This window comes from Meiothermus granaticius NBRC 107808 (genome assembly GCF_003574355.1).
GTDB lineage: Bacteria > Deinococcota > Deinococci > Deinococcales > Thermaceae > Meiothermus > Meiothermus granaticius.
Window position 1 is genome coordinate 44,477 of the sequence record NZ_QWLB01000001.1, and the last position, 26,415, is coordinate 70,891.

Sequence of the window (26,415 nt, forward strand, 5' to 3'; positions counted from 1 at the left end):
ATGCGCGCGCTGCTTTCGGTCTATGACAAGACTGGTTTGGTGGAGTTTGCCCAAGGCCTGACGGCTTTGGGGGTGGAGCTGGTCTCCACCGGGGGTACCTATAAGGTTTTGCAGGAAGCGGGCTTGCCGGTGATCTACATCTCCGAGGTGACCGGCTTCCCCGAGATCTTGGACGGCCGGGTCAAGACCCTGCACCCCAAGATCCATGCCGGGCTGCTGGCTCGGAAGATTCCGGAGCACGAGGCCGAGTTGCAGGCCCATGGCATCACCCGGATTGACCTTCAGGTGGGGAATCTCTATCCCTTTCGCGAGACCTTGACCCAGGGCGCTTCGTTTGAGGAATGCCTCGAGCAAATTGACATCGGGGGCCCGGCGATGCTCCGAGCGGCGGCCAAGAACCACCTGGCGGTGCTTCCGGTCTGTGATCCAGCCGATTACCCGCGGGTGCTCGAGGCCCTGCGCACGGGCATCCACAACGATTTCCGCAAGGAGCTGGCCGCTAAAGCCTTTGCCCATACCGCCGCCTATGATGCGGCCATCGCGGAGTTTTTGGCCTCGGAGAAGTTCCCCGCGGTGCGAACCTTGGCCTTGGAGCGGGTGCAGGGGGTGCATCTGCGCTACGGGGAAAACCCCCACCAAGATGCCAGCCTGTACCGTCACCAAGGGCATAGCGGGCCGGTGCTGGACGCGAAGGTGCTGTCTGGAAAGCCGATGGGGTTCAATAACTATGCTGATGCCGATGCGGCCTGGGCCTTGGTCAGCGAGTTCGAGCTGCCCGCTTGTGTCGCGGTCAAGCACGCCAATCCCTGTGGGGTGGCCCTAGCTGATGACCCTAAAACCGCCTGGGAGCGGGCTCGAGATGCCGATACGCTCTCGATTTTCGGTGGGGTGGTGGCAATCAACCGTCCGGTGAACCTGGAGACCGCCCAGGCCATGCGGGGCACCTTCTTAGAGGTCTTGATTGCCCCTGAGGTGAGCGAGGAGGCCCTCGAGTGGTTCCGTCTCAAAAAGCCCGATCTACGGGTCTTGGTGGCGGGGAAAACCCGCGCCGATGGGCTCGAGTTCCGTCCGATTATGGGTGGGTTTTTGGTTCAAGACCGAGATGCCCAAAAATGGGAAGCCCTGCAGCCGCGGCTGGTTACCGAGCGGGTCCCGACCGCTCAGGAGCTGCTCGATTTGAAGTTTGCCTGGTACGTGGGCAAGCACACCCGCTCTAACAATGTGGTATTGGCTCGAGATGGGGTGACGGTGGGTCTGGGAACCGGTGCGGTGAGCCGAATTTGGGCCGCTGAACGGGCCATCCTCAACGCGGGAGATCGGGCCAAGGGTGCGGTGCTTTCCTCTGAAGCCTTTTTCCCCTTCGACGACGTGGTGCGTGCGGCGGCGGCGGCGGGGATCACCGCGATCGTGCAGCCCGGCGGGGCTAAGCGGGACCCAGAGGTGATTGCGGCGGCCAATGAGCTGGGCCTGGCCATGCTGTTTACCGGTAGCCGGCACTTTAGGCACTGATCCCGGCGTGGGCTAATGCGGGGCGGATGCCGCCCGGCTGCGAAACACCAGGCCCACCCCGAGCAAGATCAGGGCGGAGCCGGCCAGGGTCCACAGGGTGATGGGCTCACGCAAAATCAGCCAGCCCAAGATTAGGGCGACCACCGGGTTGACATAGGCATAGGTGGTCACAATGCTCAGGGGCAGCAGGCGCACTGCCAGCACAAAGGAGGTGTAGGCGATCAGCGAACCGAAAACGATCAGATAGACCAAAGCGCCCCAGCCCGCGCTGGACGGGTCGGTCCAGCGTTCCCCGATCAGCGGGGAGAGGATTAAAAACCCCAGCCCCCCAAAAAGCTGCTGATAGGCGGAGACCACCGCCGGTTCTAGGGTGGGCTGCCGACGCTGGGAATATACCGTTCCCACCGACCACAGCATCGGCGCGATCAACAGGAGCAGAATGGCCAGAAGGGTGGTGTGGGAGGCGGACTCGAGCTTGGGCACCGAGAGCACTGCGGTTCCGGTAAGCCCCACCAGGAGCCCTGTAACCGTTAGCCCGGAGGGGCGCTTTCGGTCCAGAAAGGCCTCGATCAGCGCGGCCCAGATTGGGGTGGTGCCGACCAGCAACGCGGCATAGCCCGAAGCGGCCCACTGGCTGGCGATAAGAATCAAACCGTTCCCGCCCACCCACAGCACCAGCCCTGAGATGGCCAGCATTCTCAGCTCGCTGCCCCGCAGGTGCAGCCGCCAGCCCTGTTGGGCGGCAAAAGCCAAAAGGATGAGCGAGGCCGCTAAAAAGCGCAGGGCCCCCATCCAGAACGGTTCAAACCCACCCCCCGGCCCCACCCCGATGCGAAAGGCCAGATAGGTGCTGCCCCAGACCAGATACACCACCCCGAGGTGGAAGAGGCCGGCTCGAGGAAGAGCAGTAGGGGAAGACATGACAGATTATCCAGGCCTCGAGCCGCAAAAGCCCAGGCTAAAAGAGCGACTCCTGGCTGACGGTTTTGATGCTGCTCCCTTGCTTGGGCCCCAGCGCGTCGAGGGCCCGCTTAACTTCCTGGATATCCTGCCAGGTGAGGGCTTTGGGGCTGCCTGCAGTACGGGCTGGGTTTCTGAGCAGGTAGGCCGGGTGCAGCATGGGCATCACCTTGATGCCCTGCCACTCCAGCCACTGGCCGCGAATTTTGGTGATGGCCACCTTTTCACCCAAAAACAGCTCGCAGGCGGTAGCCCCCAGCGGCACGATGATCTGGGGACGAATCAGCTCGAGCTGCTTGTTGAGCCACAAGGAGGTGCAGGTTTTGGCCTCGTCTGGAGCGGGCACCCGGTTTCCCGGCGGGCGACATTTCACGATGTTGGTGATGTACACCGACTCCCGCGCGATCCCAGCCGCCTCCAAAATGCGATCCAAGAGCTGTCCGGCCCGGCCCACAAAGGGCCGCCCGGTTTTATCTTCCTCTTCGCCTGGCCCCTCGCCGATAATCATCAGCTTGGCGTCGGGGTGCCCCTCCCCAAACACCACCCGGGTGCGGGTGGAGGCCAGGGGACAAGCAGTGCAGGTTTGGGCCTGGGCGGCAAGCAGTTCCAGATTCATAGGGGCTCGAAAAGAAAACGCCAAGGAGAATCACACCAACCCTAGGTCGGCGGTCGACCTGGGGCCGGTCCTTATTTTACGGGTTTGCGCGCCTTGCGGGCTTCACGGCGGATCTTGGGGTCTAGGCCGATCATCAAGAAGAAGTTCTCGAGCGCATTTTCCTGACCTTTGATGTGAGGATGGGCGTCCTCAGCGGTGCCGGTAACGAAGGGCAGCTCCTGGTACATCTCAATGGCCTGCCCCACCACCGAGTCGGGGCCTTGGCTCTCCGCCACCTCGGCCAGCTTGGCATAGACCTCGCGCCGGGCCTCGGCGTGCAGGCGGAACACTTCAGGGCTAGGGGTCTCCGGGGCCCGAAGAACGTCCTGCTTGGCAATGCGCCGGTAATGCTTGAGGCCGCGCACAATTTCCTCGGTGGAGAGCGTAACCTTATACTCCATCCTGACTCCTTTCGACATCCCCCGCCACGGGAGCACTTCTTACATTGCGATTATAGAAGCGCCAAAAATGAGGTGTCAACGCGGGTGTTCACATCCGAATGATCCCCGAACAAGGCCCACCTTGGTTTGGGGTTGCCGAGAACCATTAAGAATCCCGGAGGGCTCTGCCGCTCAGTGAAGCTGCGTATACTCGAGGGCATGGAGAGCCTTGGGCACTACCTCTTGCGAGACCGTATCGCCCTGCTGGGGCAGCCCTCTTTGGCTCAGACCCCGGCGCTTTCCCAGCCTGCGGGGGCGCCGCTCGAGGTTTTCGAAGGACAGGATGTTCGTACCGGCATCTCGGTGGTGGTGTTCAAACCCATGCCGGGCACCCCGCCCGAGCTACACATCTCAGCGACGCTGCCCTGGACGCAGGCCGAGGGAAGTGCTTGGGTGAACGAGGTTCCGGTGGGCGCGGTGCAGGCTTCTTGGCTGGCCGGGCGGGTTGAACCGGCCCGCCTCCTGCACTGGACGCGCCAACTGCTGGAGGCAATCCACACCTGCCAGGCCCAGAAGGTGCCGGTGGGCTGGATCATGCCTGAGTTGGTTTGGGCTCGAGGCAGCAAGGTTTGGCTGGCGGGGGTAGGGGTGCCGGCCCCGGAGCAGGCTTGGGATTATGCTGGTCTGCTCCACACCCTGCGCGCCCTGGCCGGGGACGCCTACCCCGCCTTGCCCTGGCGCGAGCCGTTGGAGGCCTTTCTGACCGGGGGGATGGAGTATGCCGCTCTATTGGAGCGGCTCGAGGCGATCACCCCTGAGCCCGCGCCTGTGCCTCTGGACCCCTCGGCTTCCGAGCCCCCCCAGGAGACCAATCCAGCGCAGCCAGGTCCGGCTGAGCCCCCCGTGCAGGAGGCGGCGCCCCCACCCCCAGTGAGCAAAAGCCTCAAGGTTCAGATTGGTCAGGAGGAACCGACGCCTGCCGAACCGATCCCTGCACCCAAGCGCATTCGCATAGAGGAGAGCTTGAACCCGCCCTTTGAGGTCATCGAGCCCCCAGGCCAGCCCCGGGGGGGGCGCAGGGCCTGGTGGATGCTGTGGATTCTGGCAGGGCTGGTGTTCATCCTGGCGGGAGGGTATTACCTTTTGCGGCCCCAGCCCACCCAACCCCCAGCGCCCAGCGGCTATGTGGTCGAGTTCCGGTTGCAGCCTCCAGGCCCTAAGGCCAGCATCGAGGTGCTCGAGGTGCCGGAGGGGTCTAAAATTCCGCTTAACACCGTGCTGGCCGAGGTTCCCGGCCAGGTTAGGTTTGATGTCGGGGGGATCTACCGCATCCGGGTACGGGTACAGGGGCGGGCTCCCGTGGACTCGATCATCTCGGTGCCCAATCCGGCTGGGGTGAACATCAACCTGCGCTGAGCTGCCTCTGGGCGGTTACCGGCTTGGCGGTATTGCGATAAGCTGCTCTCCATGAGTGTGGTGATCCTCGATTTCGGTTCGCAGTACACCCGCCTGATTGCCCGGCGCATTCGTGAGCTGCGGGCCTACTCGGTGATTTTGCCTGGGACGGCCAGTTTGGAGCGGATTAAGGCCGAAAACCCCCAGGCCATTATCCTTTCCGGGGGCCCGGCCAGTGTCTTTGATCCGCACAGCCCTCGACCCGCAGCGGCGGTGCTCGAGCAGCCCCTGCCCACTTTGGGGATCTGCTACGGCATGCAACTTATGGCCCAGACCTTGGGTGGCAAGGTCGAGCGGGCAGGACGGCGCGAGTACGGCAAGGCGGTGCTCACCCAGCACAGCGGACCGCTTTTTGCGGGTCTCGAGGGAGAGCTACAGATGTGGATGAGCCACTCCGATGCCGTTACCGAGCTGCCCCCAGGCTGGAGGGTTATCGCCCAGACCGAGGAGAATCCGGTAGCGGGCATCGCCTCCCCAGATGGCCGAACCTTTGGGGTGCAGTTTCATCCGGAGGTGGTGCATAGCCCCAAGGGAATGCAGGTTTTGGAGAACTTTCTCGAGCTGGCCGGGGTGGCTCGAGACTGGACGCCGGAGCACACCCTGGAGACCCTCCTGGCGGATGTTCGGGCCAAGGTGGGGAATGATAAGGTCATGCTGGCGGTCTCGGGCGGGGTAGATTCCTCGACCTTGGCCTTGCTGCTGGCCAGAGCGGTTGGCGACAAGCTCACCGCAGTGTTTGTAGACCACGGGCTTCTCCGCCTAAACGAACGGCGGGAGGTGGAAGCGGCGCTGCGCCCGCTGGGAGACAAAAACCTGCGCGTAGTGGACGCTGCTCAGGAGTTTTTGAGTGCCCTCCGGGGGGTTACCGACCCCGAACAAAAGCGCAAGATCGTAGGCCGCGAGTTCATCCGGGTATTTGAGCGGGAGGCTCGAGCGCTTTCCGAACAGGGCTACCGCTGGCTGGCCCAGGGCACGCTCTACCCTGACGTGATCGAGTCGGCCGGCAGCGGTGAAGGCTCGGCAAACATTAAGAGCCACCACAACGTGGGGGGATTGCCGGAAGATCTAAAATTCGAGCTCCTGGAGCCCTTTCGCTACCTGTTCAAGGACGAGGTGCGGGAGCTGGCCTTGCTCCTGGGCCTGCCTGAGCCGATCCGCATGCGCCACCCGTTTCCAGGTCCTGGGCTTTCGATTCGCATTTTGGGTGAGGTCACCCCTGAGAAGCTTGATATCTTGCGCCGGGCGGATGATATTTTTATCTCTTCCCTACGAGACTGGAACCTCTACGATACGGTTTCCCAGGCCCTGGCGGTGCTCACCCCCCTGCAGAGCGTGGGGGTGATTGGGGATGAGCGCAGTTACGGCTATGTGCTGGGGCTGCGGGCGGTGAGCACGGTGGATTTCATGACTGCGGACTGGGCGCGGTTGCCGCTGGATTTTTTGGATGAGGTGGCCCGCAAGATTACTCGACAGGTGCCCGAGATTGGGCGGGTGGTCTACGACATCACCAGCAAGCCACCGGCGACGATTGAGTGGGAGTAGAAGAAGGGCACGATATAGAAAAGGAAGAGCCCCTCGAGGGGCTCTTCCTTACCAATGCCTACCCAGCGTAGCTTAGAAATTGAGCTTCAAACCGGCCTTGGCCCCGATGCTGAAGCTTTGTCCAGCCCCAAAGCCGGGGGTGGCCTCCACGAACAGTCCGACCGGGCCGAGGAAGTTCAGATCCACGCCCACCAGACCGGTGCCGAAGGTGTTGGACAGGATATCGGGGGCCGAGACATTGAAGGTGGCGCCCAGACCTAAGTAGGGGTTGAAGGTTCCACCGGGGTTGAAGTCCTTGGTCAAGAAGGCCTGAACCAGCAGCGGGTTGGCCAGGGTGCTGCCGTCGCTCAGGGTGACCGTGCCCAGGCCATAGTCCACCCCTGCGCGCAAGCCCAAGCCCAGCAGCAGGCTCCGCACCCCGATCAAGCCACCCACGCTGGTGTTGTTGCCGCTAAAGAGATCCCCGCTACCCGCCAGGTTCAGCACCGAGAAACCGGCGCCTACGTAGAGGTTCCGTGCACGTGGAGCCGGGGGGGTCACAGGGGGTACCGGCTGAATTTCAGGCGTGGGTTGGGGTTGCGGCTGGGGTTGAGGGGGAGGGGGTAGGGTGGCCTGCTGGCTCTGAAGGGTATTGACCTGATTTTGCAGGGCCTTAACCTGATCTTCCAGCGCGCTGATACGGGCCGCATCGGCGCTGCTAGTGGAGGGCTGCTGGTTGGAGAGCGTGGTGACCTTCTGCTCGAGCTCGGTTACCCGCGCGGTCAGGGCCGTCACATCTGGGGCAGGTCCGGCAGGAGCGCTCTGCAGCTGCTTAACCTGCTCCTCCAGGGCCTGTACCCGAGGGGCCAGGTCGGCGTTGGCTTGCCCCTGCGGGGTAGCGCTCATGGTCTTGACTTGCTCCTCTAGGGCAGCCACCCGGGTCTCCAGGGCTGCGCTCTGCTGGCTCAACTCGCTGGCCCGCTTGACATCGGCCTCGAGCTGGGCCAGACGGGCGGCTTGGTCCTGGGTGGTTTTCTCGAGGGCCGCCATCCGAGCGGTGAGATCGTTGATCTGGTTAGCTACCTCGGCGGTTCCCGACTGCACCGTACCATTGGAGGGCAGCTTGCCGTTTTGGAGCAGGCGGTAGAAGATCAGTGCCGCTTGGTAGCGGGTGAGGTTCTGGTTACCCCGGAAGGTGCCGTCGGGGAAGCCCTGAATTAGCCCCTGCTGGGCGATATACTCCACGGCCTCCCGTGCCCAGTGGCCTGCGGGCACGTCCTTGAAGGTAGGGGTGGCGGACTGTGCGCTGGCTGCGGCCCCCAATAGAGCAGCCGAGACCAGAGCGATCGCGAATGGACGACTTCTGTACATGCTCGCCTCCTTGCTGAGCTGAGCCTGATCTCACGGGCCTACCCAGTTGGCCTGACCCGGACATCCGCTCTGCCCCTCACGGTACGGAGGCTTTGTGACTTCAACCTGAGCCAAACGCTAACTTCACTTGTGCGGCTTATCACGTATTTCATGTGAAGGTGGAGGCTGCACTGATTCCATGCCCTTTTTATCGGGCTAAAGGGCTGTGAATCACTCAAACCTCACGCCGTCGCAGGTGGTCACCTGGCCCAAGTACAAGAACGTCACCTGCCTCAGGGTGCTTTCCTGGTCGAAGGGGGTGAGGGCTGAGGTGCCATCTTCCGGCAGCACCACCTTGTACCAGCGCAAGGCCGCGCTGCCCGCGGTGTGCAGCACGCAGATATTGGCCACAGTACCCACGATCACCACATGCTGGATACCCCATAGGTGCAGCAGGTGCTCGAGCGGCGTGCCGTAAAACCCGTCATAACGGACTTTTTGCAGCACAGTGTCCTCAGGCCGGGGTTTGAGCGGGGCGATGATCTGCGCGCCCCAGGTGCCCTGAACCGCGTGCCGGGGCCAGATGGTAAATTCGGGGTCACCCTCGGGGTGCCAGTCCTGGGTGTAGACAATTTTCACGCCCGCAACCCTGGCCCGCTCGAGCAGCCTCTGGATGTTGGCTACGGTAGCAGGGGCCTCCGGCACAAACAGGGCTCCCTCAGGCTCCACGAAGTCGTTTTGCATATCCACCACAATGACCGCGGTCTCCTGGGCCGGTAGCCTGATCTCGCTCTGGCGAGGGATTTCGGGGATCTCGAGCATGGGTTTAGTTTAACCGGTCAAATGACCGGGGTTCTACGCGCGGGTGTCCTAAAGTAGAGGGGTAGAAGCCGGGCGCACTGATACCTTGATGCCCTTTCCTCCCCGGCCTCTACCCCTCCGATGCCGCCGCGCCTCCCCGGTGGCATCTTGTTTTTGAACACGGGTTTGGGCAAGGCCAGGTCGGTACACTGGAGGGCGTGATTACCTCTCTCGAGCATGCCCCCGCCGCAGGTGAGGTGGGTCAGCTACAGCGTCTGAAGGTGGCCGGAATTCCGGTTGTGGAAACCACGGTTTTGATGGGTCTCGAAGTGGAGTTTTATCAGCTGGGCAATCTGGCCGAGCAGCTCCGGCGCACCTTTGCAGGGGTGTTCGGGGCACGGCTTGACGAGGAGAAGCTCGAGGCTGCCAGCGCCCAGGCGGAGCGCCTCTTGCGGGAATCCTACCTGCTCCCCGAGCGCTCCGAAGAGGTGAAAGCCGCCCTTCCTGGCGGAAGCCTGCTGGTGCGCTACGCGGGGGAGGCCCCCTTCAGCCTCGAGCCCGGTCCGCAGGAAGCCCTGTGGGCCCTCAAACGCTTGTGGGCCAGTCGCTGGCAGGTGGATGCAGTGCTGGAGCGGGCCCCGGAACTGGCCCCACCTGAGGTGCCGAGCCTGATCCAGGCGGTCCAAGGTTCCCTCGAGCTGGACCCCATCCTCTCCCAGCAAGCCTCGCAGGTTTTAGGCGCAGCGGTGCGGATCTGGAGCAGCAGTGGACGGGCGGTGTGGGTGGCCGTGTCCTGATTTAGGGCAGGTGCAGCTCGAGGTAAACCCTGTAGGCCCCCACCGGGGCCAACGAAAGGTCGAAGCCCAGCCCGCTGGACTGTAACCCCGCGCTAAGCCGGAGCAGTAGTTTCTTGGGCTGCGCCAGCCAGTCCAAGAAGGGGAGGGTGTCTCCGGTGACGGGATCTAGGCTGCCCCACAGGTTCCAGTCGGGATTCCACCACAGCAGAAGCCCCCAGCGGCTTGTGTCCAGAGTCTGGAGTAGGTTTTGCACGGCGGGATTGTTTTCCTCGGGCAGTAGCCGTCCCCAACACAGGGCGTTTCCCTCTTGAGGGCAGCGCAGGCTGTAGGCCAGGGCCTGGCCTAGGGGCAGTGGCCCCTGCAGGTCGCTCCAGAAGCCTTGATCGAGTTGCCAGTAGAGGTCCCCATCCCCCCACGCCACCCCTATCCTGGGGATGAGGGCCGCTCCTGCCTCTCCCACCTCGAGAAACCCCCCCGCCCGCACCCACCCCGTCTGTATCCCCAGAAACCCCCGCCCTCCAGCCAGCCCAGACCTGGGCAGGTAGGCTACCTCCGCCCGCCAACCCTCGAGCAGGCGGTAGCGGGCAAAGAGGCCCCAGTCACCGTTGTATCCCATCAGGGTCTGGCTCCAAGGGCCGCTGTAATCGGTGCGCTTACCCAAGGAAAGCCACAGGGGGCCGAACTCTGCGGTGGCGGCGGCCTCGAGCAGGTCGGCTTGGAGGGTGGAGTCTACCCACAGCGCAGGCTGGAGCTCGAGCGCAAACTCGGGGAATGCGGTGTGAACCCCCAGCTTTACCCCAAACGACAGCCGTCCTTCCGCCGGGCTCCCATTCACCTGGTTCAGCCCCCACCGGAGCACGACTTCGGGGCGCAGACACACCGGCTCGACAGACCCTTGGGCACACCCAGCTACGGAGAAGTTTTGGGCTAAGGCCAGGGAACCAAGGGCCAGTAGGAGGAATCCGTAGCGGAGGGCGGGCTGCATTCCCCTTAACATACCGCCTTGTCCGGCGGCACCCGGTGCTTTCTAGAATCGGAGCGATGTGCAGATGCCTGAGGTCTCATGACCGGGGTGGCTTACCATGCAAAAGGGGGGAGAGTGTGAAGCCCAAAATTACCGTATTCACCCCGAGCTACAACCGGGCCAAGCTGCTGCCACGGGTGTATGAAAGCTTGTGCCGGCAGAGCTTCAAGGATTTCGAGTGGCTCATTGTGGACGACGGCTCCACCGACGACACCAAGGCGGTGGTGGAGCAGTGGGGGGATGCCCCATTTCCCATTCGCTATGTTTACAAACCAAATGGCGGTAAGCACACCGCAATCAACCGAGGGGTACAGGAGGCCGAGGGGGAGTATTTCGTCATCCTCGATAGCGACGACTGGATCACAGACATCACCTTAGAGCGCATCCTGGCCGTCTGGGACACCGTCCCTGAAAAAAGCCGCTTCGCTGAGGTGGTGGGGTTGTTCGTATACCCCAGCGGCGAATTGGTGGGCAACCGCTTCCCTAAAGATGTGTTTGACTCTGATCCCGCCGAGATCCAGACCATCCATAAGGTCTGGGGGGATAAGTTTGGCTGCCACCGTACGGAGGTGCTCCGGGAGTTTCCCTTTCCTGAGGATCTGGGCAAGTTCGTCACGGAGAATTTGGTCTGGTACCGCATTGCGCGGAAGTACAAAACCCGCTTCGTCAACGAGGTCTGGGCCTATAAAGAGTTTCAGCCCGGGGGCCTTACCGCCAACTTCCTCAAAATTCGCCTCCATTCCTCTGCGGCGACCTTGACCTACTACAGCGAGGCGGTGGCGCTGGCCCTCGAGAAGGGGTATCCGCTGGGGGTGGTGCTGCGCAACAGCATCAACTACGTGCGCTTTGCCCTACACGCGAGAAAACCAATCGGCGAGCAGCTTCGGCAGCTTAAGGCCCCGCTGTTCTGGGGTCTGGCCCTTCTGCCCGCGCTGGGGTTGTACCTCAACGATTTGCGCCAACCCCAAGAGGGCAGAATACCCCGAAGGGTTACCTGATATGGCGGGCATATTCACGATCTCCCTCGATTTCGAGCTGTACTGGGGGGTACGCGACCAACTGAGCCTGGAGGCCTACGGGGCCAACGTCCGGGGGGCTCACCAGGCGGTACCGCGGCTGCTCGAGCTCTTTGTTGAATATGGCATTCATGCCACCTGGGCCACCGTGGGGTTTTTGTTCTACGAGACCAAAGCCGCCTTGCTGGAGGACTTACCCGGCTTGCAGCCGGGCTACGCCAACCCCAAGCTGTCGCCCTATCCGGTGCTGGAAAGCCTGAGCTGCGGGGATCCGCATTACTTTGCCCCCGGCCTGGTTGCGCAAATCCAGGCCACGCCGGGACAGGAGCTCGCCAGCCACACCTTCTGCCACTACTACGCCCTCGAGGCCGGGCAGACTGCAGAGCAGTTCCAGGCCGATCTGGAGGCGGCCCAGCGGGTGGCCCATCGGCGCTTCGGGCGGCCCTTGCACAGCCTGGTGTTCCCCCGCAACCAGGCCAACCACCTCGAGGCCCTGCAGAACGCGGGGTTCAAGACCTACCGGGGTAACCCACCGGACGGGTTGTATGGGGCCTATACCGAAGATCAACAAACCCCGGTCCCCAGGATTTTGCGCCTGCTCGACACCTATCTCAACCTGACCGGTCACCACACCTACCCGCTGCCCAAGCCCCAAGATGGGCTGGTCAACCTCCCCTCGAGCCGCTTTCTGCGCCCTTACAGCCCCCGCCTGGCCTGGCTCGAGCCCCTGCGCCTATCCCGCATCGTCCGCTCGATGGAGCAGGCGGCGCGAACCCACCAGATCTACCACCTATGGTGGCACCCGGAGAACTTTGGGGTGCACCTCGAGGAAAACCTGGCCTTCTTGAGGCGGGTACTTGAGGGGTTCAAAGCCCTCCAATCCCGATACCAGATGCAGAGCCTGAACATGGGCGAGATCGCAGCCCAAGCCCAAGAGGCCGGGGCTTGAGCCCATCAATAAAAACGGCGGGGCCACTCCTCGGTCTGTACCTCGGCCTTCTGGATGATCTGGCGCAGGGCTTCGGGAGAGGTCAGGAGCGGATCGTAGATGATGTAGACCACCTCGGTGCTCGAGCTGACATAGGCGGAGATCACCCCGGTGGATTCTTGCAGCATGCGCTTGAGGCGCTCGAGGCTGTTACCGGCGGGATCTAGGTCTCGCAGCGCGACGGTCAGATGGCCGGCTTGGCTGAGCGGACGACTGAACCTCATACGCACCCTACCGACATCTCCTCGAGGGGTACTATGACCACCTGAGCTGAGTCCTGCCTGAGGATAAACCCGCTGGGAACGGACAAATCATGCATTTGCCCTTGGGGCTCAACGGCGTCCCGCAGAGGCTCTGGACGTTTCAGCACGGCTTCAGTCTTGCCTCAGTTGGGGGTCAGGCCGTTTTTCTAGGGTGCAAATATGACCTCTAGTAGCGGCATCTAAAGGGGGGTGGGGATGCGTATGGTGGTGAGGAGCGGCCCATGCTGAATTATTCCTTTCCTACGGTCTCTGAACCGCTGATCCTGCCCGAACCCGAGGGGCAGGAGATCCAGGTGATTGCTAAGCTGCTGATCTATTTGCCCACCTATGGCCTGGAATTTGCCCGGAGAGCCACCGAGCAGCTCGAGCTCGCCTATGCCCAGGGCGTGCGAGAAGGCAACCCTGCCCGGATGCGCTTGGCCTGCAAATGTCTCCAATTGGGTTGGGTTAAGGCCAGCACTGCCCTGCCGGGCTTGCGCTCCTGGGAACATCGCCACCTTCAGTCCCGCCCTGGGCTGGCCTATCGTTCCAACCCCGAGGTGGCCCAGATGTTTTACCGGGCGTACCTCAAGGTGGTGGAAGACCCCAGCTACTATCGTTTGCGGCCCGGTCTGACCCTGTCTTGATGGTTGGGGCTCGAGCGGACCCCCAGGAATGGAATTCCCGGGGGTCTGCTCACAGAGGTTGGTGGGCGATCCGGGACTCGAACCCGGGACCTCACGCTTATCAGGAGAACCGAAGACCTGTTAAGTATTTTTATTGTCCGTTAGAATGCCGTTCCCGAGAGCAAAAAACTGTTATCCTGGCTTGAGCTAACCCGAGCGTTTTTATCTCTACTGTCGTCAAACTGTCGTCACCCCTAAGGGTCTTGACTTGTGTAAACTAATATGTGTAAACTAATAACACACAGGAGGTAAGGCGATGAACGACACCAACGCTCACCAATACACCCATTCCCAGGCGGCTGATGATGCCCGGTTTGAGGCCCGCTGCGATCTGCGCCATATCGCGCGGGTGCGGGCGTTGGCGGGTCGCTCGTGGCGGTGTGAGGAGTGCGGCGAGGAGTACGGGGCCGACTGGGTGGCTGCCTGGGGGCGTCAATGCCACGTGGAGTGCAACGGTTGGCTGGAAGAGGTTACGCGATGAGCCGCCCAGAGTGGCTCTCAGAGTGGTGGGGCCCGCTCCACGAGCGGGCCCGCTCGGTTCTGAGTGCCGATTGGAAGACGTTGGCTGACCTAAGGCGCGAAAGCGGCTTGGGCGCCCAGGTCTTCGAGGAGCTTCACCTAGCCGGGGTTGCAGAGCGTCGCCTCGAGCGCCTCACCGAACAGGGCCGGGTGATGGGCTCCCGCAACCTCTACCGGCTGCGAGAAGGAGTGTCTATGTCTAACGACCGCATCGCCTCTGGCGCAGGCCAGGCCGCGCCGAATCGCCTGCTGTTCTTCGTCCTGCCCGAGGCAGTCGCCCTCGAGGTGCTGGCTCTGCTCCGCTCCATTCCCGAGGACGAACAGAGCCAAGCGCTGCTCGACGCACAGGAGCGCTTGGTCGAGGGTCTGAACTGGAAGCCAAAGCCACCCGTCACTGACCCCGATGCAGAACTTCCCTTCTGAGGCGCATTATGCAAAACCCTCACCGACAGCAGACCGACGACCCAGAGGCCAGACCCCGCATGGGTCTCCCCATCGAGTTCTTCCTCACCCTGGGGGGATCGCTCCTGGTTTTAGCGTTCCTCTATGGCCTTATGGCCCTCGTGGCGGTGCTTTCATGAACCTCCGCGAAGCCCTCGAGCGGGAAGGTTACAGACTTGTTGAAGGCTTCGACTCTGACGCTGGGTTTTACGCCACGGCTTACTTGGGTGAGACCGTGGTTGCTCATTCCAACCGCTGCCCCACCTACCAGGCCGCCCGCGCCGAACTCGCCGCTGCCCTGGGATTGCTCAGCGAGGTTCACACCCAACCGCCTGTCGAAACCCTTCCCCGCGCGTTCACCTTCGAGGAACTGCTCGAGGAACTGGAGCACGCAACTCCCAGCCCCTACTATGACGATCCCCTTTGAGGAGTCCCCATGAGCAGAGCCCCGGCCTGGAAACTGATAGACCTATACAACCTGCTCAAGCCCCATCAACGCCGCTACTGGTGGAGCATTCTCAGACAGTGCGAGCGCAATGCTTTTGAGGCTGCACAATGGGCTGAGTGCCGCGACTACACCTCGCAGACCGTGATGGCCCAGTGGGCCGGGATGGAGCGAGAAGAGTTTCTGCGCCACATCGAGCGGGCATTGGATAAAGTCCATTACGCCCGGGCAATGGCTAGGCGGCGTAATCTGGAGGTGGCTCCGTGACCATTGAGATTGCCCTCGGTGAGCTCGAGCAGATCATGGAAGCATGCCGCCTCTTGGGCTGGCGGCAGTGCCGCACCTACTTCCGGAGCAAAACTAAAACCCGGCCCCGGCGTCGCATTCGCAGTGTGCGTGAGGCTATGCGGCACTATGAACGAGCCAATGGAGTGTATCGGCCATGAGACAGCGGTTATCAAAGCGCCGCTGGACTCCAGAGGAGCTAGTGTATCTCCGCCGCAACTATACCCTCCTTGGCCCAGCGCGGTGCGCTGAGCGGCTGGGGCGTACCACCCCAGCGGTGCTGTACCAGGCATCCGTGTTAGGTCTCTCCACCCACGAGGCTCCCCAGGGCTGGCTGAGCCTGGGAGAGGCCAGCCAGATCGCGGGGATTGATCGCCGTACCCTCTGGGCCGCAGCGCGGCAGATCGCCAAGGCGACCAAACAGAGCACTCGCGGTCACCGGGTCTGTTGCGTGCGCGAGGAAGTTGTGGAGCGGCTTATCGCGCGGCACTCGGAGTACCTGCGGGCCAAGGCCCAGGGCTGGCTCACCCCCTCCAGGGCGGCCCGTGCCCTGGGGGTCAGTCCCAAGGCCCTCCACCACTCCCTGAGGCTGAACAGCGGCCCCCTGGCCCAGGCGATAGAGGGCCTCGAGAGGGCGGTCAGCCTGGGAGGGCATATTTTGCTCAACCCCGCTGGGGTTCAAATGGCCCGAGCCAAACTGCGTGGGCAGCGTGGGATCAGCCTAAAAGCCCTGTGTGTGGAATGCGAAATCAACCCCGCGACGGCACGCTATCGCCTGCGAAAGGCCCAGGTGCTGAGGGAGGTGCGCCTTTCCCCGGCAGGTCGGCGTACCATCTACGTCCTAGATCCTGAACAAGCGCGAAAGGCCCTAGCAAGTCGTTGATCAAGTCACTCCTCTTTCACGCCCCTCGACTCGAGGGGCGTTTCTTCATAGCGTAAAAAGTCCGATAACTTGTACTTGGTTTCACATAAACTGTTGATTCCATAGATAATCCAAGCGAGGGTCTCCAAATCCACCCGCTTCTGCTTTTTGGAAACGAACCGATACACCGTGGACGGGCTCAGGACGCCCTCGAGGGCCCTCTCCAGCCGGTAGGCGCTGAGCCGATGCGCCCGCATGATCTGCCGCACCCGGAGCGTTACACGTGGCCGCCGGTTTATGGTTATTTTCCGCACAGTGGACTATCATTCGGGGTATCCTTTCAAATGTGTACTCTGACAAGTTGGAGTAAACTGCGAGGAATCCCCGATGCAGCCGACACCGAGCAATGATACGTTTGTTGTAGGCCGCTTTTTCCTCCTGGCCCCCAGTGCCGCTCTCATTTCATTTGGGGATGCACTCGAGGTCGAATACCGACTGCCCGAGGAGGGTGAACTATGTCTGGCTGGTCACCCCGACGGCGACGCGTTGGTGTACACGCCGGGTGTAGACCTGGCCCCCATGCGGGTACAGACCATGAGTGGCCCGTACCCGCTGCATAGCTTCGTGGGCTTTGAGATCGTCGGGACGGTGGTGGGGATTCGGCAGAGGGTTTAGCGTGCTATCCTCCAGCCATGAAACTTCTCGCGCCCCTCTTGGTTGGGCTTCTAGGTTTAGCCTGGGCTTCCGGTAGTCTCGAGTTCGCTGCCAATCTGCCCATGCCGGGTACGCTGAGGGCTGATACCTCCCCAGCCTGCGTGCAGGCTGCCCGACAAATGGAATCCAGCTTTAGCGCCCGTATGCGGGTCACCGATCAGCGCTGCTATGTGCTTACGCGCCCTCCGGCCTGGGATTCCTATGGCCTGCGGCAATACATTGAGGGGATGCTTCGTGACAGGGGCTGGAAAATGCTCGAGAAGAAGATGGCCTATAACGCCGTCCTGCTCGAGCTATGGCAGGCTCCCGATGGCGGTTTGTTGGGGATGGCCTTGAGCGAGGCCGGGGGGAGCAGCGTCAACCTCATGACGGTTCGGCTAAGCCGATAGACAAAGGTGGGGAGTAAAGCAGTTTCCTCAGCTCTTCCATCCCCGGCCATGTGCGAGTACGTGCCGTTCTATCGCTCGGAAACCGAAATAGGCTAGAACCAGGAACCCGGTCACGCTGGGCTTGGTCAGCGCGGCATAGGTCTGGTTGAACCAGCGCCAGTCTGCTGAGTCCAGGAACACAGCGGTGAGGTAGCACAGCCCGCATAGGGCAAGACCGATGTCTAGAACCGTTGGGTGCGGTCGAATGTAACAGTCCCAGATTGCCTTCGCCATCACGAACGACACAATCACTCGGGTCAGCGATCCCAAAACATCGTTCAGGTTATCCATCGTTGTCACCTCCCTTCTTTTCCTTTTCCTTCAGAATCCCTGAGACTCCGAGCAAACCTGCCGCTAGGGAGCCGAGAAGGGCTGCCCAGGTGGGGTCGAGCTTATCGCCGGTGGTGATCAGGCGATAAATCAGCGCTCCCATTGCGGACAGAAACGCGATCAACAGGCCCACCCGTACCAGTTTGTTTATATCCATGCGCACCTCAGATGGGCCATCGCCGATGTTATCTCTGGGCCGTCAGTGGCCTGATCACTGGCTCTCCCTCAGTAGTCACGGTCGCGCTGGGGGCATTGCACGCTACGGCAAACCGAGCTGCGCCGGTGGGGTCGAGTATGGAGTCAAGCGGTGTAACCACGTAAGCACAATCGCCCTCGTAAGCCGTTATGGGGCGATTGCTCGAGACGACAAATGCCGGTATGGGCGGGTCAACCCGTGCAGCCCACCTTCCTCCGCCGAGGGCCTCGAGGCGAGTGCCAGGGGGCTCGGGTTCGAGAACCTGCAACACTGGGGCACAGCCAATGAGGATCAGTAATCCAATCAGCGCTAGGTGTTTCATGTGTGGCCTATAGCTTTCCGGGCGGCATTGATTTCCGCCACGATGATTCCCAAGGTGGCCTCGCGGGCTTTCTCATCCGCGAGGGCGAAGGCGCCGGTAGCGATCTGGGTCAGGGCAGCTTTTTTCGCTGCGTCAAATGGGGCCATTGCAATGGCCAGCAATACGAGGTCTTTCATGGCTCACTTCCCTAGGCTCAGCGGCCCCTGAGCGACGGCGCGGGCATACAACCCGAGGGCCCCGAGAACGGCATATACCAGCTCAGGGATATCGGGTAGTTGCAGGACGGGTGCCAGGGTGTTGTAGCCGGTCACAACTATCGTGGTCACGGCCACCCAAAACCCCTTCGACCTCCAGAACGGCACAGCGTTGTTCATGCGATACCTCCACAAATACTTCCACGAGCTGCCCCTGCGCTGGAAGGGCGAGCGGGCTTAGGGCTCCTAATGTCGGAGCAGCGCCCCTTAAGGGTTAACCTGGTACTTGGAGTGCAGTCTTGGCCTTGGCCCACCACTGTAATCGGTCGGCCAGGCCATTGAGTCCCCCATTGATCCTCCGGGTGATGCTCAGAAAATCCCCAGCATCCGCCAGCGGGCTGAGATTCCGGCTCTTCCAATACCAGCCGGCGATGAGTGCGGCATACTCGGGTCGCACAGCCAACTCGGGCCGCTCCTCGAGGGGGATTCCGAGTGCCGCGCCGGCATTGCGGTAGTTGTTGCGACCTGTCAACTGGAAAATCCCCCGACCTCGGTAGCGATAGCCGTCGCCAGGCTGGGTGTTGCCCAGATCAAGCCGTCCCTCATAGCGCTGCTGCGCCGGAGTCGGCCCCCAGATTTCCTCGAGCCAGCGCAGGCCGCCGGTTTCGTGTAAGGCCTGCGCCAGGAAGGCGGCCTGGCGTTTGGAGTTGGTGATCTCGTACTTGCGGAATGCCTCGAGGAGCGGGCTATACCAAAGTGCAGCTTTTTGCGCTCCAACCAGGGCCTCGAGGTCTTGTGGCTCAAAGCGGTTAGGATCAGGCATATCTATCCTCTCTGAAAGCCTGTTAGCGTGAATCCAACGCTGAGCTCTTGAGAGACCGCTCCGGGCATTGCATTTGAGATAACTGGGGTAACACCGACGTTGCCCCCAAACGTAATCAACTGCGATCCGCTGAGGATCACCCTGGTAACCCCACCGTCATCACCAGAGACGTAGCCATCCTCACAGGGGGACTCGAGGAACTCCGCCAGATCATGCGCATCGTCGAGCACAGTTTTGTCCTGGTCACTGATGAATGAGGAGATCAGCACAAACAAATCCCCAGGGCTCGTCGCGATGTTTTCCCCGGTTATTTTCACGTCGCCCAGAAAGACCGGCGTTTCACTAGCGAACTCGATCTGGGCGTAAACAGCATAGATTGGGGCAGTGCTGCTCAGCGTGGGGCTGGGGATTGCTGCCGAGTCACTGCCGTAGTAAGCCTTGTAGTAGACATATAGCCGCTCATCCTGACCAGCACCGTCCATACCGATCAATGCCCAGTCATCGAGGCTGATATCGTAGCTGGCCCCTGGGGTTTGAGGTACGACGCGCAGGGCGATGACCTCAAAGAACCGCACATCAGTGTTATGCAACGAACTACCCAGCTCGAGCGTACTGGGTGTTTGCGACGTATACCCTCCGCCCCCGATCTGGCTTTGATTGCATCTGCCTCCAGGTGCGGGCAGAGCTTCCCACCGCCCGTTGGTCCATTTCACGAACAACAAACACTCGAGCGTGCTGTAGCGGTGGAACTGCTCATATCTGAGAACCCGCGCGTGTCCACGCTTGGGCAGGGTGTCCCAGATCGGCAGACGGTAGGTTCTCGAACCCACCCGCTTCTCGAGGTAAACCGCCTTGGAGATGGCAGTTTGCAGCCGGTCTATCAGGTCGTAGTGCTGCTCAGGGTTCGCCACGCCGTCCCCGAGTGGGCCCTGGAGGCGGAACACGCTCGCCTTGGGGTAGAAGTCGCCCACGTAGTACACGGTGGGGTCCCCTGGCGTGCGCTGGGGTGTCACATCGAGTTCAGGCTCCGGGTCGGTCTCGCGGAGAGGCCCGAGGTGAAACTTGGAGCCATCGGCAGCCACCAGGCTATACATCGAAACTCCTGGGAAGGGCCACTCTGTGGGCATTTCAGGCATCTAAATCAGCCTCCCATCTCGTCGGGGATTGTTGTTGGAGAACAGCCGCTCGAGGGCCCTGGCGTCCTGGGCTGAGCGCACGTCGAGAGGGTCAAACCCCACCCGTTGGCCTACGCTGATCGTGGTTACCAGGCCCCGCTCGGCGGTATACGCATAGTCGAACTGGGTAGCGGGCAGGCCCTGGAGCTCGGGCGGCTGGCTACCGTCTCGACGGGTCAGTGATATGGGGCTTTGGGGGCCATAGATTGCGCCATAAACCGTAGCCCGGAAGCTCTGGAGGTTGGGGATGCGCCAGTGCTGCCGGGCTATGGCGTCGAGGAGGGTGGTGTTCACCGCCAGAGGGCGAAATTTGACGTTGACCGTGAACAGGTCAGCGCTTTTGAGGCGTACCTGGAGCTCCAGATAATCCGCCGCAACCAGGGGATAGCTCGAGTTATCCCTCACTGCATCGCCATAGACCACGATGGTTTGCACGTCGGGCAAACTCGAGGATACGTCAGAGGTGTGGATCGGGAGGTAGTTGGGCGCACCGCCGAATACTGCCCCGATGCGACTGACAATGCCAATCTCGTACTGCTTCGAGCCTGAGCCAGAAAGGCCCGGCTGGCCCACCGCGTTGACCAACACTTCCACCGCAGCGATGTTTTTGGCGTTACCAAAGGCGGTGTGGATACCAGAAAGCCGCACCCACACCAACTGATAGCTCGGATCAGATGTGTCGGGCTGCGAGTACATCACTGCATAGGAATTGCGTGAGTCGGCCAGAATAACCCGTGCGAAATCTGCAATGCCTATCGCGCCAGAGAGCTCGACCCCATCCTCGATGGCCTTGTTGAAGGCACCTCCAGATGAGATTCCGAGGCCGGACGGGCAGCGTAGATTGGGCACGTTATCTGGAGCAGCCAACGCCCGCACCTTGGGTGCATCCAGGCCGGTATAACCCGAGTCGCTGAGATAGGTCAGATTGTCCTCAACCCCCATGATTGAGGGCAGGCTGCGCTGGCTGCTGCCAAGAATCCCATAATCGCCCGCCTTGGCGATCTGCCAGCGCACCGCCGTAATGAAATCGTCTGGGCCGCTGAGCAAGTCTGGCCACTCCACCTCTGTTGTAACGCTGCCCGAGCGGTCTATGCCCTCGGCGATGTATAGGTTTGAGGGCTGAGGTAGCCGGGCGAAGGGGCGACGGTCGGCACCGACGCCATACTCGATCTCCAGATTGGCAAAACTGGTTGACAGGGATTTGAGTACCTCGGCGACTGGGGCATAACGGGTAGTGAAGTAGCCAGGCAGGGTGTAGGCCAGTAGGGCCGGGTCCACCACCGCTGGGCCATGACCCGCTGGGCCGCTATTGGGTAAGCCGGTGGGAGTATCGAGATAGAACTCGAACGCCGCCTTGGCGTCGCTGTCCAGCAAACCATACTCCCCGGTCTCGTGGGCCACCCAGTCCTGATCGAGACCGAGCAGCTCGTATCGGCGGCCCTGTCCATCGGCGCGGTAGGGGCTGCCGGGATTGGCGACACGCCCTGAGAAGCGCGGGGTGAACTCGCCGCCGCTCTCCCCGTATGCGGTCCAGAGCGTGACAATATCTCGTGGACCTATGTCCACCTGGCCCCCGGCATGGCCAGCGGTAAACGCAGCTTTGAGGCAGTTGCCCGAGGGGGCCAAGCTCCACTCGAGACCCTGGATCAACTGTTGTTCAACCACCGCATTGAACTGCGCCCCCCATCCCGAAGTTGGGATAGGCAAGGCAATGGAATAGCGCAAGGTCACTGCACCAGCGAAGTTGCCAATGGCGCGCCGCAGTCCACCCGATGGGTCGGCGGTGAACGACCCGCTGGGGTTGTGTATGGTGAGGATGATGCGCATCTATACTCCTCTGACCAGCAGGTCGCGGAAACCTGCGACCTGGCGAATATCCCGCACGATTGCGCTGAAATCGTCCACCGATCCCCGAAATACGTTGACTGCGCTTGCGAAAAGGGCAGCAGTGCCATCGGAGATGCCGACTATGGGGACGCCAACGGCGGGTGCGGGGAGTGAGGCTGAAGGGCCCTTGGCATCCCCAAACGGCCCACCTGGAGGGACCGCTGGGGTGGAAGAGCCGGGTTTGCTGGAGGCACTCTCCGAACCACTCAGGTCTATCAGGTCTAAATGCACTCCCAACCAGCCCAACACCGCGTTGATGGCCGAGGCGATGGCGTTGTAAATACCAGCAATGAGCCGTCCTACCACCAGTAGGGGAGGCAGCAAAATCTTGGTCAGGACAAACTCGAGCAGGTTCAGCGCGGGTTTGAGCTGTACCGCGAAGAGCTGCACAACAATGCGAATCAGCGGCTCGAATGCCTTGAGGATGTCACCGAGTTGGGCAAACAGGTCAACCAGTGGGCTGAGCGCGTTTCCGAACTGACCCAAGAGGGAGAATACGCCGCCTACGATATCCCCCGAGGCAAACTGGAGGCCGGCCCCGATGAGCCCGGCTCCTGCCTCCGCCCTGGCCTTGCGTGGGTCATCGGTGGAGATCGAGTTGGTTACAGTAAAGGAGAGGCGGCCTAGGGTATCGAGGCCGAACTCGAGGAACCTATCCCAAAATGTCCGGGCGGCCTGTTCGCCCTCATTCCCGCCCCCAGAGATGAATGCGGAGTCATTTCCAGTCCGGTTGATCAGTCCTTGGAGCTTGGCGATGTACTCCAAAAACGCCTGGGGGTCTATCCCCAAGGTTTTCAGGGTTTCATCGGGCGTTAGTCGGTAGAACTCAACCAACCTGTGGTACAACTTCTCGAGGCCATCGAGGTATTCCCCGATGTTGATTTTCCCCTCTTTGAAACGCGTCTCGAGGTCTTTGAGCTTGCTATCCAGGGCGGTCTGCCCGAACTCTTGCTGCACCCGGTTGATCTGGGCCAGGGTGTTGTAATACTCCCTCTGTCGCCGGTTGAGCTCGGCGGCATCCTCAGCCAGCGCTTGGGTATCAGCTCCAACCTCGGTCTGGGCGTTTGCTAGCTCAGCGGCTTTCTGAGCGATGAGGCTGTAGACATTGGCAACATTCACGCCCTGCTGGGCCAGGCGGTCGGCAGCGTCTGCAACCGCCTCCAGTTCCTCCGGGCTGAAGATGCTCTCGGGGTTGGAGGCTTTGTTTTGGAAGGCCTCGACGACCGATTTTTGTGCATCTATGACTGTTTGGGCAGCCACATCCGCCGATTTTTGGGCTTGCTCCTGATTGATTGCCGCAAAGTCCTCAGCGGCGGCGGCCAGGGCCTTATAGACCCTGGTTCCGGTTAGGCCCAGTTCCTCGAGAGCGCCCTTGGCCTGGGCAATCTGGCCCTCGTCCAGCCCAATGATGTCGCGCTGCCCAAACAGTGCTGCCAGGGTGTCCTTAGCAGAGTTTTCCCGGATGGTCTCTGACGCGTTGAGTTTGTCACGCAGCTCGAGGAGTTCCTTGAGCTTTTGGTTGTACTCCTCGAGGGCCCTGGCATCCTCAGGATCGGGGCGGTTGTTGTAGAGGTCGGTGAGGGCATCGTTGAGATACTCGAGGGCCTCCCGGTAGGCTGCTAGCTTCTCTTCGCCCTCAGGCAATCGGTCGGCGGCCTGGACGAGCCCATTGATTCCGTCTGCGACGTCAATGGCATAGCTGCCCCGCAGTCGCTCGGCCTCGTCGAGGATAGCCCGGATTTGCTGACCCACCTCCGAATCGCGTAGGCTGTTGCCCAGCTCCTCAAACCGGGTAGCCAAGAACCGGATGTTTTGCGCGAGGGCCGGGTCATTGACTGTCTCGGCAAACCGGAGCAGGTCGGCGCGGGCCCTGAAGGCGTCGGCGCTGCTGGTGACGCTCGCGAGCTGATTTAGGGCCTCCCCGACCTTTTGAATGGCTGGGGCATTGGCCCTGCGCTCAGCCTGGTCGTACTGATCGAGCCACTTTTGGAGCTCTTCCCGTGCCCGGGCCTCGACCTCGGCCAGCCGCAGCGCCTTCTCCTGGGCTGCCTGATGGCGCTTGGTCTGTTCCGCAAGAACAATGTTTAACCGCTCGCGAGCGGTCTGCTGTTCGGCGATGGAAAGCGTAGAGTTCGAGAGTTGGGCGCGATACTGCTTCTCGAGTTCTGCGAGGCGCTGGGTGGTGGCCTCGCCCACGCTGCGGCGCAGGTTGTCGGTCTGGATTTGCCGCCTGAGGGCCGCCTCCTGCTCGGCTCGCTGCTGGGCCTCGCGCTTCAGTCGCTCGGCTTCGGATTTGGCCCGGGCCTCGGCCTGGCGCTCGCGCTGCTGCCGTTCCTGCTCAGCCTTGTTATCGGCTTGGATGCCCTTTTCGACAACTTGCCGAGCAATGTCGGATTGCCGAACATATTCGGCTCCGGACTTGCGGAACGCATCTATGGTCGCCTGGGCTGCCTGGATCTTGGCCGCTGCGGCCTGGCGGGCACTCTCGGTAGTGGCCTGATCCAGTTCACGTTGTGCGGCGGCCAGGGCCTTCTGCTGCCGAAGGGCCTCGGTATAAATAGCTCCCGAGGCCTTGGTGGGCGCAGCGAATGCCTCTGGGGTGGGTGCGTTCTGGAGACCTCGCAGTTCGAGTTGCAACCGCTGGAGCTGCCGGTTGTTCTCCTCGATCTGCTTTGCCGCATCTCGGGCCTCCTGGGTGAGCTGTCCGAATATGTTCTTCTTGCCGACGTCCCGCGACAGCAGCTTATTGTCATCCAGTAGCTGCTGAATCGCGTTCTGCAAGCTATCTGTGGTGCGCGGAGCATTGGGGTCATTAGCGATGATTTTGCGGGCGCTCTCGAGGTTGCCCCGCAGCTCCTTGCCCTCGTTATAGACATCTATGAAATTACGCTTGATCGAGATGACAATGGGCAGTAGGACGGCATTTTTGAGCGCGGCGATCTGGCGGTTGATCAGGTCGAGGTTATCCGAAAGCTCTTTGGTCTGCTTGACGGTCTCCTCGGACAGGACAATCCCAGCGTCATGGGCCTTCTGGGCCAGTTTCTCGAGTTCGGCTCCGCCATCGCGGATGGTGGGTAACAGCTCAGCTCCGCTCTTGCCGAATAGGGCAAAGGCCAGGGCAGTTTGCTCAGCTTGATTCTGTACCTGGGACAGACCCCGCGCTGCTTCATAAAGCAGCGCTTGCTGGCTCTTCAGCTCACCGTTTGCTTCCCGCACGCTGAGACCAATGCGTTTTGCTGCATCCTCGAACTGCTTCCCACCCTCTGCGGCCCGTTTGGCCAGCATGTTCGCACCGTTGCCAAGGGCCTCGAGGCTACTACCAGTCTGTGATGCAATGAACCCCAGCTCCTGGATGGCGGTAATGCTCATCCCGTACTTGTTGGCATTGTCAGCGATCTGGGCAGTGGCCTCGATGGTCTCGCGGGCACTCTCGAGGAACGAGTTGAGCGCGAACCCTGCGGCTAGCACTCCCCCGGCCATCAGGCCGCCAGCAATGCCTGCTGCGCGGTAGCCTTCGGAGACCTCGACCTGTTTCTCCTTGAGTTCGCCCAGCAGGGGAATCTGCTTGCTGACCTCGGCCCCCACGCTGCGGAGGCTACTGAGTGCCGCCTCCCCAGCATTGGCAAAGATCGAGCCTCGCGCCACGCCCTCGGCCAGGCTGCCCCGGGCAATCTCCCCATTCATCGAGGCCAGGGCCCTCGTGGCGCTGGCGGCAACGGTGGAAATCTGCCTCAGGGCTGCTGTACCACCCTCGCCGGTACGCTCGAGCTGGGCCTGTAGGGTTCTGGCCCGGCCCCGTACCTCCTCGAGCTCGCGGCTGGTATCCTGCCCGGTATCCACCCAGACATTGCGGAGGGTGTTGACCTGATCAGCCAGCGCCTTAATCTGGGCCTGTAGCTCTCTCGAGTCGCGTTTTTGCTGGTCGGAAGTCCGCTTACTGGTCTCCGCCGTGCCGGTAAAGGTCGCACCCAGCGATGCGGCAGTTTGCCGCGCCTGGGCCTCAATCGCCTTGAGGTCGTTAATCGCCTCCTGTCGGTTGAGTGTGATCTTGCCGATCAGGTTGAAGACCTCGAATGCCATTACTCACCCCCTTTCCGCTGGAATGCCTCGAGGGCCCTCCGCGCATTCTCGAAGGCCCGTTCTTTCTCGGCTTGGATTTCTTCTGGGCTCATCTCAACGTCTGCCTCGATTGGATCACCGGCCAATCCCAGGGCCTCGAGGTATTCCCCGAAGGAACTGCTGGCCCCCAGAGCCCCAGCGATCTGCCATCCTATGAAGGCCGCCCGGCGATCCGCGAGCCGTACCTCGCGGGCTTTCGCCTCCATCACCACCCGCGCCAGTTGGGCAAATCGGCTATATGGCAGAGCCAGAATCTCAGCATCCGTCCAGCCATAGCGGGCCTGGATCACA

General features: G+C 61.7%; 32 protein-coding genes. 16 read left to right on the forward strand and 16 right to left on the reverse strand.

Annotation, left to right across the window (positions count from 1 at the left end):
* On the forward strand, positions 1–1,509 hold the full coding sequence (gene purH / locus Mgrana_RS00205; RefSeq protein WP_119355584.1) for a bifunctional phosphoribosylaminoimidazolecarboxamide formyltransferase/IMP cyclohydrolase: 1,509 nt from the start codon (positions 1–3) through the stop codon (positions 1,507–1,509).
* Between the two features lie 12 nt (positions 1,510–1,521).
* Here the strand turns inward: purH and Mgrana_RS00210 are convergent, their stop codons facing one another.
* The 3 genes from Mgrana_RS00210 to Mgrana_RS00220 form a co-directional block, all read right to left on the reverse strand.
* Positions 1,522–2,430, reverse strand: a complete 909-nt coding sequence (locus Mgrana_RS00210) for an EamA family transporter (protein WP_119355585.1) — start codon at positions 2,428–2,430, stop codon at positions 1,522–1,524.
* A gap of 37 nt (positions 2,431–2,467) precedes the next feature.
* Positions 2,468–3,085, reverse strand: coding sequence for a uracil-DNA glycosylase (locus tag Mgrana_RS00215; RefSeq protein ID WP_119355586.1), 618 nt, complete (start codon positions 3,083–3,085; stop codon positions 2,468–2,470).
* A gap of 71 nt (positions 3,086–3,156) precedes the next feature.
* A complete protein-coding gene (locus Mgrana_RS00220) occupies positions 3,157–3,525 on the reverse strand; it encodes a hypothetical protein (RefSeq protein WP_119355587.1) in 369 nt (122 codons plus the stop codon).
* A gap of 198 nt (positions 3,526–3,723) precedes the next feature.
* Between Mgrana_RS00220 and Mgrana_RS00225 the strand changes: the two genes are divergently transcribed.
* On the forward strand, positions 3,724–4,920 hold the full coding sequence (locus Mgrana_RS00225) for a hypothetical protein (RefSeq protein WP_119355588.1): 1,197 nt from the start codon (positions 3,724–3,726) through the stop codon (positions 4,918–4,920).
* Positions 4,921–4,971: 51 nt separating this feature from the next.
* Positions 4,972–6,501: a glutamine-hydrolyzing GMP synthase gene (guaA, locus tag Mgrana_RS00230; RefSeq protein ID WP_119355589.1), complete on the forward strand. Its 1,530-nt coding sequence runs from the start codon at positions 4,972–4,974 to the stop codon at positions 6,499–6,501.
* A gap of 72 nt (positions 6,502–6,573) precedes the next feature.
* On the opposite strand, the gene Mgrana_RS00235 is transcribed toward guaA, so the two are convergent.
* The gene (locus Mgrana_RS00235; protein WP_119355590.1) at positions 6,574–7,851 is read right to left on the reverse strand and encodes an S-layer homology domain-containing protein; all 1,278 of its coding nucleotides are present in this window, start codon (positions 7,849–7,851) and stop codon (positions 6,574–6,576) included.
* 210 nt (positions 7,852–8,061) lie between these two features.
* A complete protein-coding gene (locus tag Mgrana_RS00240) occupies positions 8,062–8,652 on the reverse strand; it encodes a cysteine hydrolase family protein (RefSeq protein WP_119355591.1) in 591 nt (196 codons plus the stop codon).
* 197 nt (positions 8,653–8,849) lie between these two features.
* On the opposite strand from Mgrana_RS00240, the gene Mgrana_RS00245 reads away from it, so the two are divergent.
* Complete coding sequence (locus Mgrana_RS00245) at positions 8,850–9,428, forward strand: hypothetical protein (RefSeq protein WP_119355592.1); 579 nt, start codon at positions 8,850–8,852, stop codon at positions 9,426–9,428.
* 1 nt (position 9,429) lies between these two features.
* Here the strand turns inward: Mgrana_RS00245 and Mgrana_RS00250 are convergent, their stop codons facing one another.
* Complete coding sequence (locus Mgrana_RS00250; RefSeq protein WP_170146361.1) at positions 9,430–10,413, reverse strand: hypothetical protein; 984 nt, start codon at positions 10,411–10,413, stop codon at positions 9,430–9,432.
* A gap of 116 nt (positions 10,414–10,529) precedes the next feature.
* On the opposite strand from Mgrana_RS00250, the gene Mgrana_RS00255 reads away from it, so the two are divergent.
* Positions 10,530–11,450 (forward strand): glycosyltransferase family 2 protein, encoded by a 921-nt coding sequence (locus tag Mgrana_RS00255; RefSeq protein WP_170146362.1) that lies wholly within the window; start codon positions 10,530–10,532, stop codon positions 11,448–11,450.
* Between the two features lies 1 nt (position 11,451).
* A complete protein-coding gene (locus Mgrana_RS00260) occupies positions 11,452–12,417 on the forward strand; it encodes a polysaccharide deacetylase family protein (protein ID WP_119355595.1) in 966 nt (321 codons plus the stop codon).
* A gap of 5 nt (positions 12,418–12,422) precedes the next feature.
* On the opposite strand, the gene Mgrana_RS00265 is transcribed toward Mgrana_RS00260, so the two are convergent.
* The gene (locus Mgrana_RS00265) at positions 12,423–12,680 is read right to left on the reverse strand and encodes a heavy-metal-associated domain-containing protein (protein WP_119355596.1); all 258 of its coding nucleotides are present in this window, start codon (positions 12,678–12,680) and stop codon (positions 12,423–12,425) included.
* Between the two features lie 260 nt (positions 12,681–12,940).
* On the opposite strand from Mgrana_RS00265, the gene Mgrana_RS00270 reads away from it, so the two are divergent.
* The 8 genes from Mgrana_RS00270 (at position 12,941) to Mgrana_RS00300 (ending at position 15,957) form a co-directional block, all read left to right on the forward strand.
* Entirely contained in the window at positions 12,941–13,345 is a 405-nt protein-coding gene (locus Mgrana_RS00270; RefSeq protein WP_119355597.1) for a hypothetical protein, read from the forward strand.
* Positions 13,346–13,640: 295 nt separating this feature from the next.
* On the forward strand, positions 13,641–13,865 hold the full coding sequence (locus tag Mgrana_RS00275; RefSeq protein WP_119355598.1) for a hypothetical protein: 225 nt from the start codon (positions 13,641–13,643) through the stop codon (positions 13,863–13,865).
* A complete protein-coding gene (locus Mgrana_RS00280; RefSeq protein WP_119355599.1) occupies positions 13,862–14,326 on the forward strand; it encodes a hypothetical protein in 465 nt (154 codons plus the stop codon). The genes Mgrana_RS00275 and Mgrana_RS00280 overlap by 4 nt, the downstream gene beginning before the upstream one ends.
* Before the next feature lie 8 nt (positions 14,327–14,334).
* On the forward strand, positions 14,335–14,484 hold the full coding sequence (locus Mgrana_RS16755; protein ID WP_170146363.1) for a hypothetical protein: 150 nt from the start codon (positions 14,335–14,337) through the stop codon (positions 14,482–14,484).
* On the forward strand, positions 14,481–14,771 hold the full coding sequence (locus tag Mgrana_RS00285) for a hypothetical protein (RefSeq protein ID WP_119355600.1): 291 nt from the start codon (positions 14,481–14,483) through the stop codon (positions 14,769–14,771). The genes Mgrana_RS16755 and Mgrana_RS00285 overlap by 4 nt, the downstream gene beginning before the upstream one ends.
* Before the next feature lie 9 nt (positions 14,772–14,780).
* The gene (locus Mgrana_RS00290; RefSeq protein ID WP_119355601.1) at positions 14,781–15,056 is read left to right on the forward strand and encodes a hypothetical protein; all 276 of its coding nucleotides are present in this window, start codon (positions 14,781–14,783) and stop codon (positions 15,054–15,056) included.
* Positions 15,053–15,235: a hypothetical protein gene (locus Mgrana_RS00295; protein ID WP_119355602.1), complete on the forward strand. Its 183-nt coding sequence runs from the start codon at positions 15,053–15,055 to the stop codon at positions 15,233–15,235. The genes Mgrana_RS00290 and Mgrana_RS00295 overlap by 4 nt, the downstream gene beginning before the upstream one ends.
* Complete coding sequence (locus tag Mgrana_RS00300) at positions 15,232–15,957, forward strand: hypothetical protein (RefSeq protein ID WP_147021216.1); 726 nt, start codon at positions 15,232–15,234, stop codon at positions 15,955–15,957. Before Mgrana_RS00295 ends, Mgrana_RS00300 begins: the two co-directional genes overlap by 4 nt.
* 5 nt (positions 15,958–15,962) lie before the next feature.
* Here the strand turns inward: Mgrana_RS00300 and Mgrana_RS00305 are convergent, their stop codons facing one another.
* Positions 15,963–16,205 (reverse strand): helix-turn-helix domain-containing protein, encoded by a 243-nt coding sequence (locus tag Mgrana_RS00305; protein WP_119355604.1) that lies wholly within the window; start codon positions 16,203–16,205, stop codon positions 15,963–15,965.
* A gap of 118 nt (positions 16,206–16,323) precedes the next feature.
* Between Mgrana_RS00305 and Mgrana_RS00310 the strand changes: the two genes are divergently transcribed.
* Both Mgrana_RS00310 and Mgrana_RS00315 read left to right on the forward strand, forming a co-directional pair.
* Complete coding sequence (locus Mgrana_RS00310; protein ID WP_119355605.1) at positions 16,324–16,611, forward strand: hypothetical protein; 288 nt, start codon at positions 16,324–16,326, stop codon at positions 16,609–16,611.
* A gap of 17 nt (positions 16,612–16,628) precedes the next feature.
* Complete coding sequence (locus Mgrana_RS00315; protein WP_119355606.1) at positions 16,629–17,039, forward strand: hypothetical protein; 411 nt, start codon at positions 16,629–16,631, stop codon at positions 17,037–17,039.
* Positions 17,040–17,066: 27 nt separating this feature from the next.
* Here the strand turns inward: Mgrana_RS00315 and Mgrana_RS00320 are convergent, their stop codons facing one another.
* From Mgrana_RS00320 to Mgrana_RS00360, 8 genes are all read right to left on the reverse strand, one after another.
* Entirely contained in the window at positions 17,067–17,369 is a 303-nt protein-coding gene (locus Mgrana_RS00320) for a hypothetical protein (RefSeq protein ID WP_119355607.1), read from the reverse strand.
* Positions 17,362–17,565, reverse strand: a complete 204-nt coding sequence (locus tag Mgrana_RS00325) for a hypothetical protein (RefSeq protein WP_119355608.1) — start codon at positions 17,563–17,565, stop codon at positions 17,362–17,364. Before Mgrana_RS00325 ends, Mgrana_RS00320 begins: the two co-directional genes overlap by 8 nt.
* 357 nt (positions 17,566–17,922) lie before the next feature.
* On the reverse strand, positions 17,923–18,102 hold the full coding sequence (locus tag Mgrana_RS00330; RefSeq protein WP_119355609.1) for a hypothetical protein: 180 nt from the start codon (positions 18,100–18,102) through the stop codon (positions 17,923–17,925).
* Positions 18,103–18,394: 292 nt separating this feature from the next.
* Positions 18,395–18,943 carry a glycoside hydrolase family 19 protein gene (locus Mgrana_RS00340; RefSeq protein ID WP_119355611.1) on the reverse strand — a complete coding sequence of 183 codons (549 nt, stop codon included), beginning with the start codon at positions 18,941–18,943 and terminating at the stop codon, positions 18,395–18,397.
* Between the two features lie 2 nt (positions 18,944–18,945).
* Positions 18,946–20,079, reverse strand: coding sequence for a hypothetical protein (locus Mgrana_RS00345; RefSeq protein ID WP_119355612.1), 1,134 nt, complete (start codon positions 20,077–20,079; stop codon positions 18,946–18,948).
* Positions 20,080–21,945: a hypothetical protein gene (locus Mgrana_RS00350; protein WP_119355613.1), complete on the reverse strand. Its 1,866-nt coding sequence runs from the start codon at positions 21,943–21,945 to the stop codon at positions 20,080–20,082.
* On the reverse strand, positions 21,946–26,085 hold the full coding sequence (locus tag Mgrana_RS00355) for a hypothetical protein (protein ID WP_119355614.1): 4,140 nt from the start codon (positions 26,083–26,085) through the stop codon (positions 21,946–21,948). It lies immediately after the preceding gene.
* Positions 26,085–26,414, reverse strand: a complete 330-nt coding sequence (locus Mgrana_RS00360) for a hypothetical protein (RefSeq protein WP_119355615.1) — start codon at positions 26,412–26,414, stop codon at positions 26,085–26,087. The genes Mgrana_RS00355 and Mgrana_RS00360 overlap by 1 nt, the downstream gene beginning before the upstream one ends.
* Position 26,415 lies beyond the last annotated feature (1 nt).

What these genes read in the sequence shown, in the direction of transcription:
- purH (WP_119355584.1), top strand. Translation starts at nt 1, where the DNA reads ATGCGCGCGCTGCTTTCGGTCTATGACAAGACTGGTTTGGTGGAGTTT.
- Mgrana_RS00210 (WP_119355585.1), bottom strand. Translation starts at nt 2,430, where the DNA reads ATGTCTTCCCCTACTGCTCTTCCTCGAGCCGGCCTCTTCCACCTCGGG.
- Mgrana_RS00215 (WP_119355586.1), bottom strand. Translation starts at nt 3,085, where the DNA reads ATGAATCTGGAACTGCTTGCCGCCCAGGCCCAAACCTGCACTGCTTGT.
- Mgrana_RS00220 (WP_119355587.1), bottom strand. Translation starts at nt 3,525, where the DNA reads ATGGAGTATAAGGTTACGCTCTCCACCGAGGAAATTGTGCGCGGCCTC.
- Mgrana_RS00225 (WP_119355588.1), top strand. Translation starts at nt 3,724, where the DNA reads ATGGAGAGCCTTGGGCACTACCTCTTGCGAGACCGTATCGCCCTGCTG.
- guaA (WP_119355589.1), top strand. Translation starts at nt 4,972, where the DNA reads ATGAGTGTGGTGATCCTCGATTTCGGTTCGCAGTACACCCGCCTGATT.
- Mgrana_RS00235 (WP_119355590.1), bottom strand. Translation starts at nt 7,851, where the DNA reads ATGTACAGAAGTCGTCCATTCGCGATCGCTCTGGTCTCGGCTGCTCTA.
- Mgrana_RS00240 (WP_119355591.1), bottom strand. Translation starts at nt 8,652, where the DNA reads ATGCTCGAGATCCCCGAAATCCCTCGCCAGAGCGAGATCAGGCTACCG.
- Mgrana_RS00250 (WP_170146361.1), bottom strand. Translation starts at nt 10,413, where the DNA reads ATGCAGCCCGCCCTCCGCTACGGATTCCTCCTACTGGCCCTTGGTTCC.
- Mgrana_RS00260 (WP_119355595.1), top strand. Translation starts at nt 11,452, where the DNA reads ATGGCGGGCATATTCACGATCTCCCTCGATTTCGAGCTGTACTGGGGG.
- Mgrana_RS00265 (WP_119355596.1), bottom strand. Translation starts at nt 12,680, where the DNA reads ATGAGGTTCAGTCGTCCGCTCAGCCAAGCCGGCCATCTGACCGTCGCG.
- Mgrana_RS00270 (WP_119355597.1), top strand. Translation starts at nt 12,941, where the DNA reads ATGCTGAATTATTCCTTTCCTACGGTCTCTGAACCGCTGATCCTGCCC.
- Mgrana_RS00275 (WP_119355598.1), top strand. Translation starts at nt 13,641, where the DNA reads ATGAACGACACCAACGCTCACCAATACACCCATTCCCAGGCGGCTGAT.
- Mgrana_RS00280 (WP_119355599.1), top strand. Translation starts at nt 13,862, where the DNA reads ATGAGCCGCCCAGAGTGGCTCTCAGAGTGGTGGGGCCCGCTCCACGAG.
- Mgrana_RS16755 (WP_170146363.1), top strand. Translation starts at nt 14,335, where the DNA reads ATGCAAAACCCTCACCGACAGCAGACCGACGACCCAGAGGCCAGACCC.
- Mgrana_RS00285 (WP_119355600.1), top strand. Translation starts at nt 14,481, where the DNA reads ATGAACCTCCGCGAAGCCCTCGAGCGGGAAGGTTACAGACTTGTTGAA.
- Mgrana_RS00290 (WP_119355601.1), top strand. Translation starts at nt 14,781, where the DNA reads ATGAGCAGAGCCCCGGCCTGGAAACTGATAGACCTATACAACCTGCTC.
- Mgrana_RS00300 (WP_147021216.1), top strand. Translation starts at nt 15,232, where the DNA reads ATGAGACAGCGGTTATCAAAGCGCCGCTGGACTCCAGAGGAGCTAGTG.
- Mgrana_RS00310 (WP_119355605.1), top strand. Translation starts at nt 16,324, where the DNA reads ATGCAGCCGACACCGAGCAATGATACGTTTGTTGTAGGCCGCTTTTTC.
- Mgrana_RS00315 (WP_119355606.1), top strand. Translation starts at nt 16,629, where the DNA reads ATGAAACTTCTCGCGCCCCTCTTGGTTGGGCTTCTAGGTTTAGCCTGG.
- Mgrana_RS00320 (WP_119355607.1), bottom strand. Translation starts at nt 17,369, where the DNA reads ATGGATAACCTGAACGATGTTTTGGGATCGCTGACCCGAGTGATTGTG.
- Mgrana_RS00325 (WP_119355608.1), bottom strand. Translation starts at nt 17,565, where the DNA reads ATGGATATAAACAAACTGGTACGGGTGGGCCTGTTGATCGCGTTTCTG.
- Mgrana_RS00330 (WP_119355609.1), bottom strand. Translation starts at nt 18,102, where the DNA reads ATGAAAGACCTCGTATTGCTGGCCATTGCAATGGCCCCATTTGACGCA.
- Mgrana_RS00340 (WP_119355611.1), bottom strand. Translation starts at nt 18,943, where the DNA reads ATGCCTGATCCTAACCGCTTTGAGCCACAAGACCTCGAGGCCCTGGTT.
- Mgrana_RS00345 (WP_119355612.1), bottom strand. Translation starts at nt 20,079, where the DNA reads ATGCCTGAAATGCCCACAGAGTGGCCCTTCCCAGGAGTTTCGATGTAT.
- Mgrana_RS00350 (WP_119355613.1), bottom strand. Translation starts at nt 21,945, where the DNA reads ATGCGCATCATCCTCACCATACACAACCCCAGCGGGTCGTTCACCGCC.
- Mgrana_RS00355 (WP_119355614.1), bottom strand. Translation starts at nt 26,085, where the DNA reads ATGGCATTCGAGGTCTTCAACCTGATCGGCAAGATCACACTCAACCGA.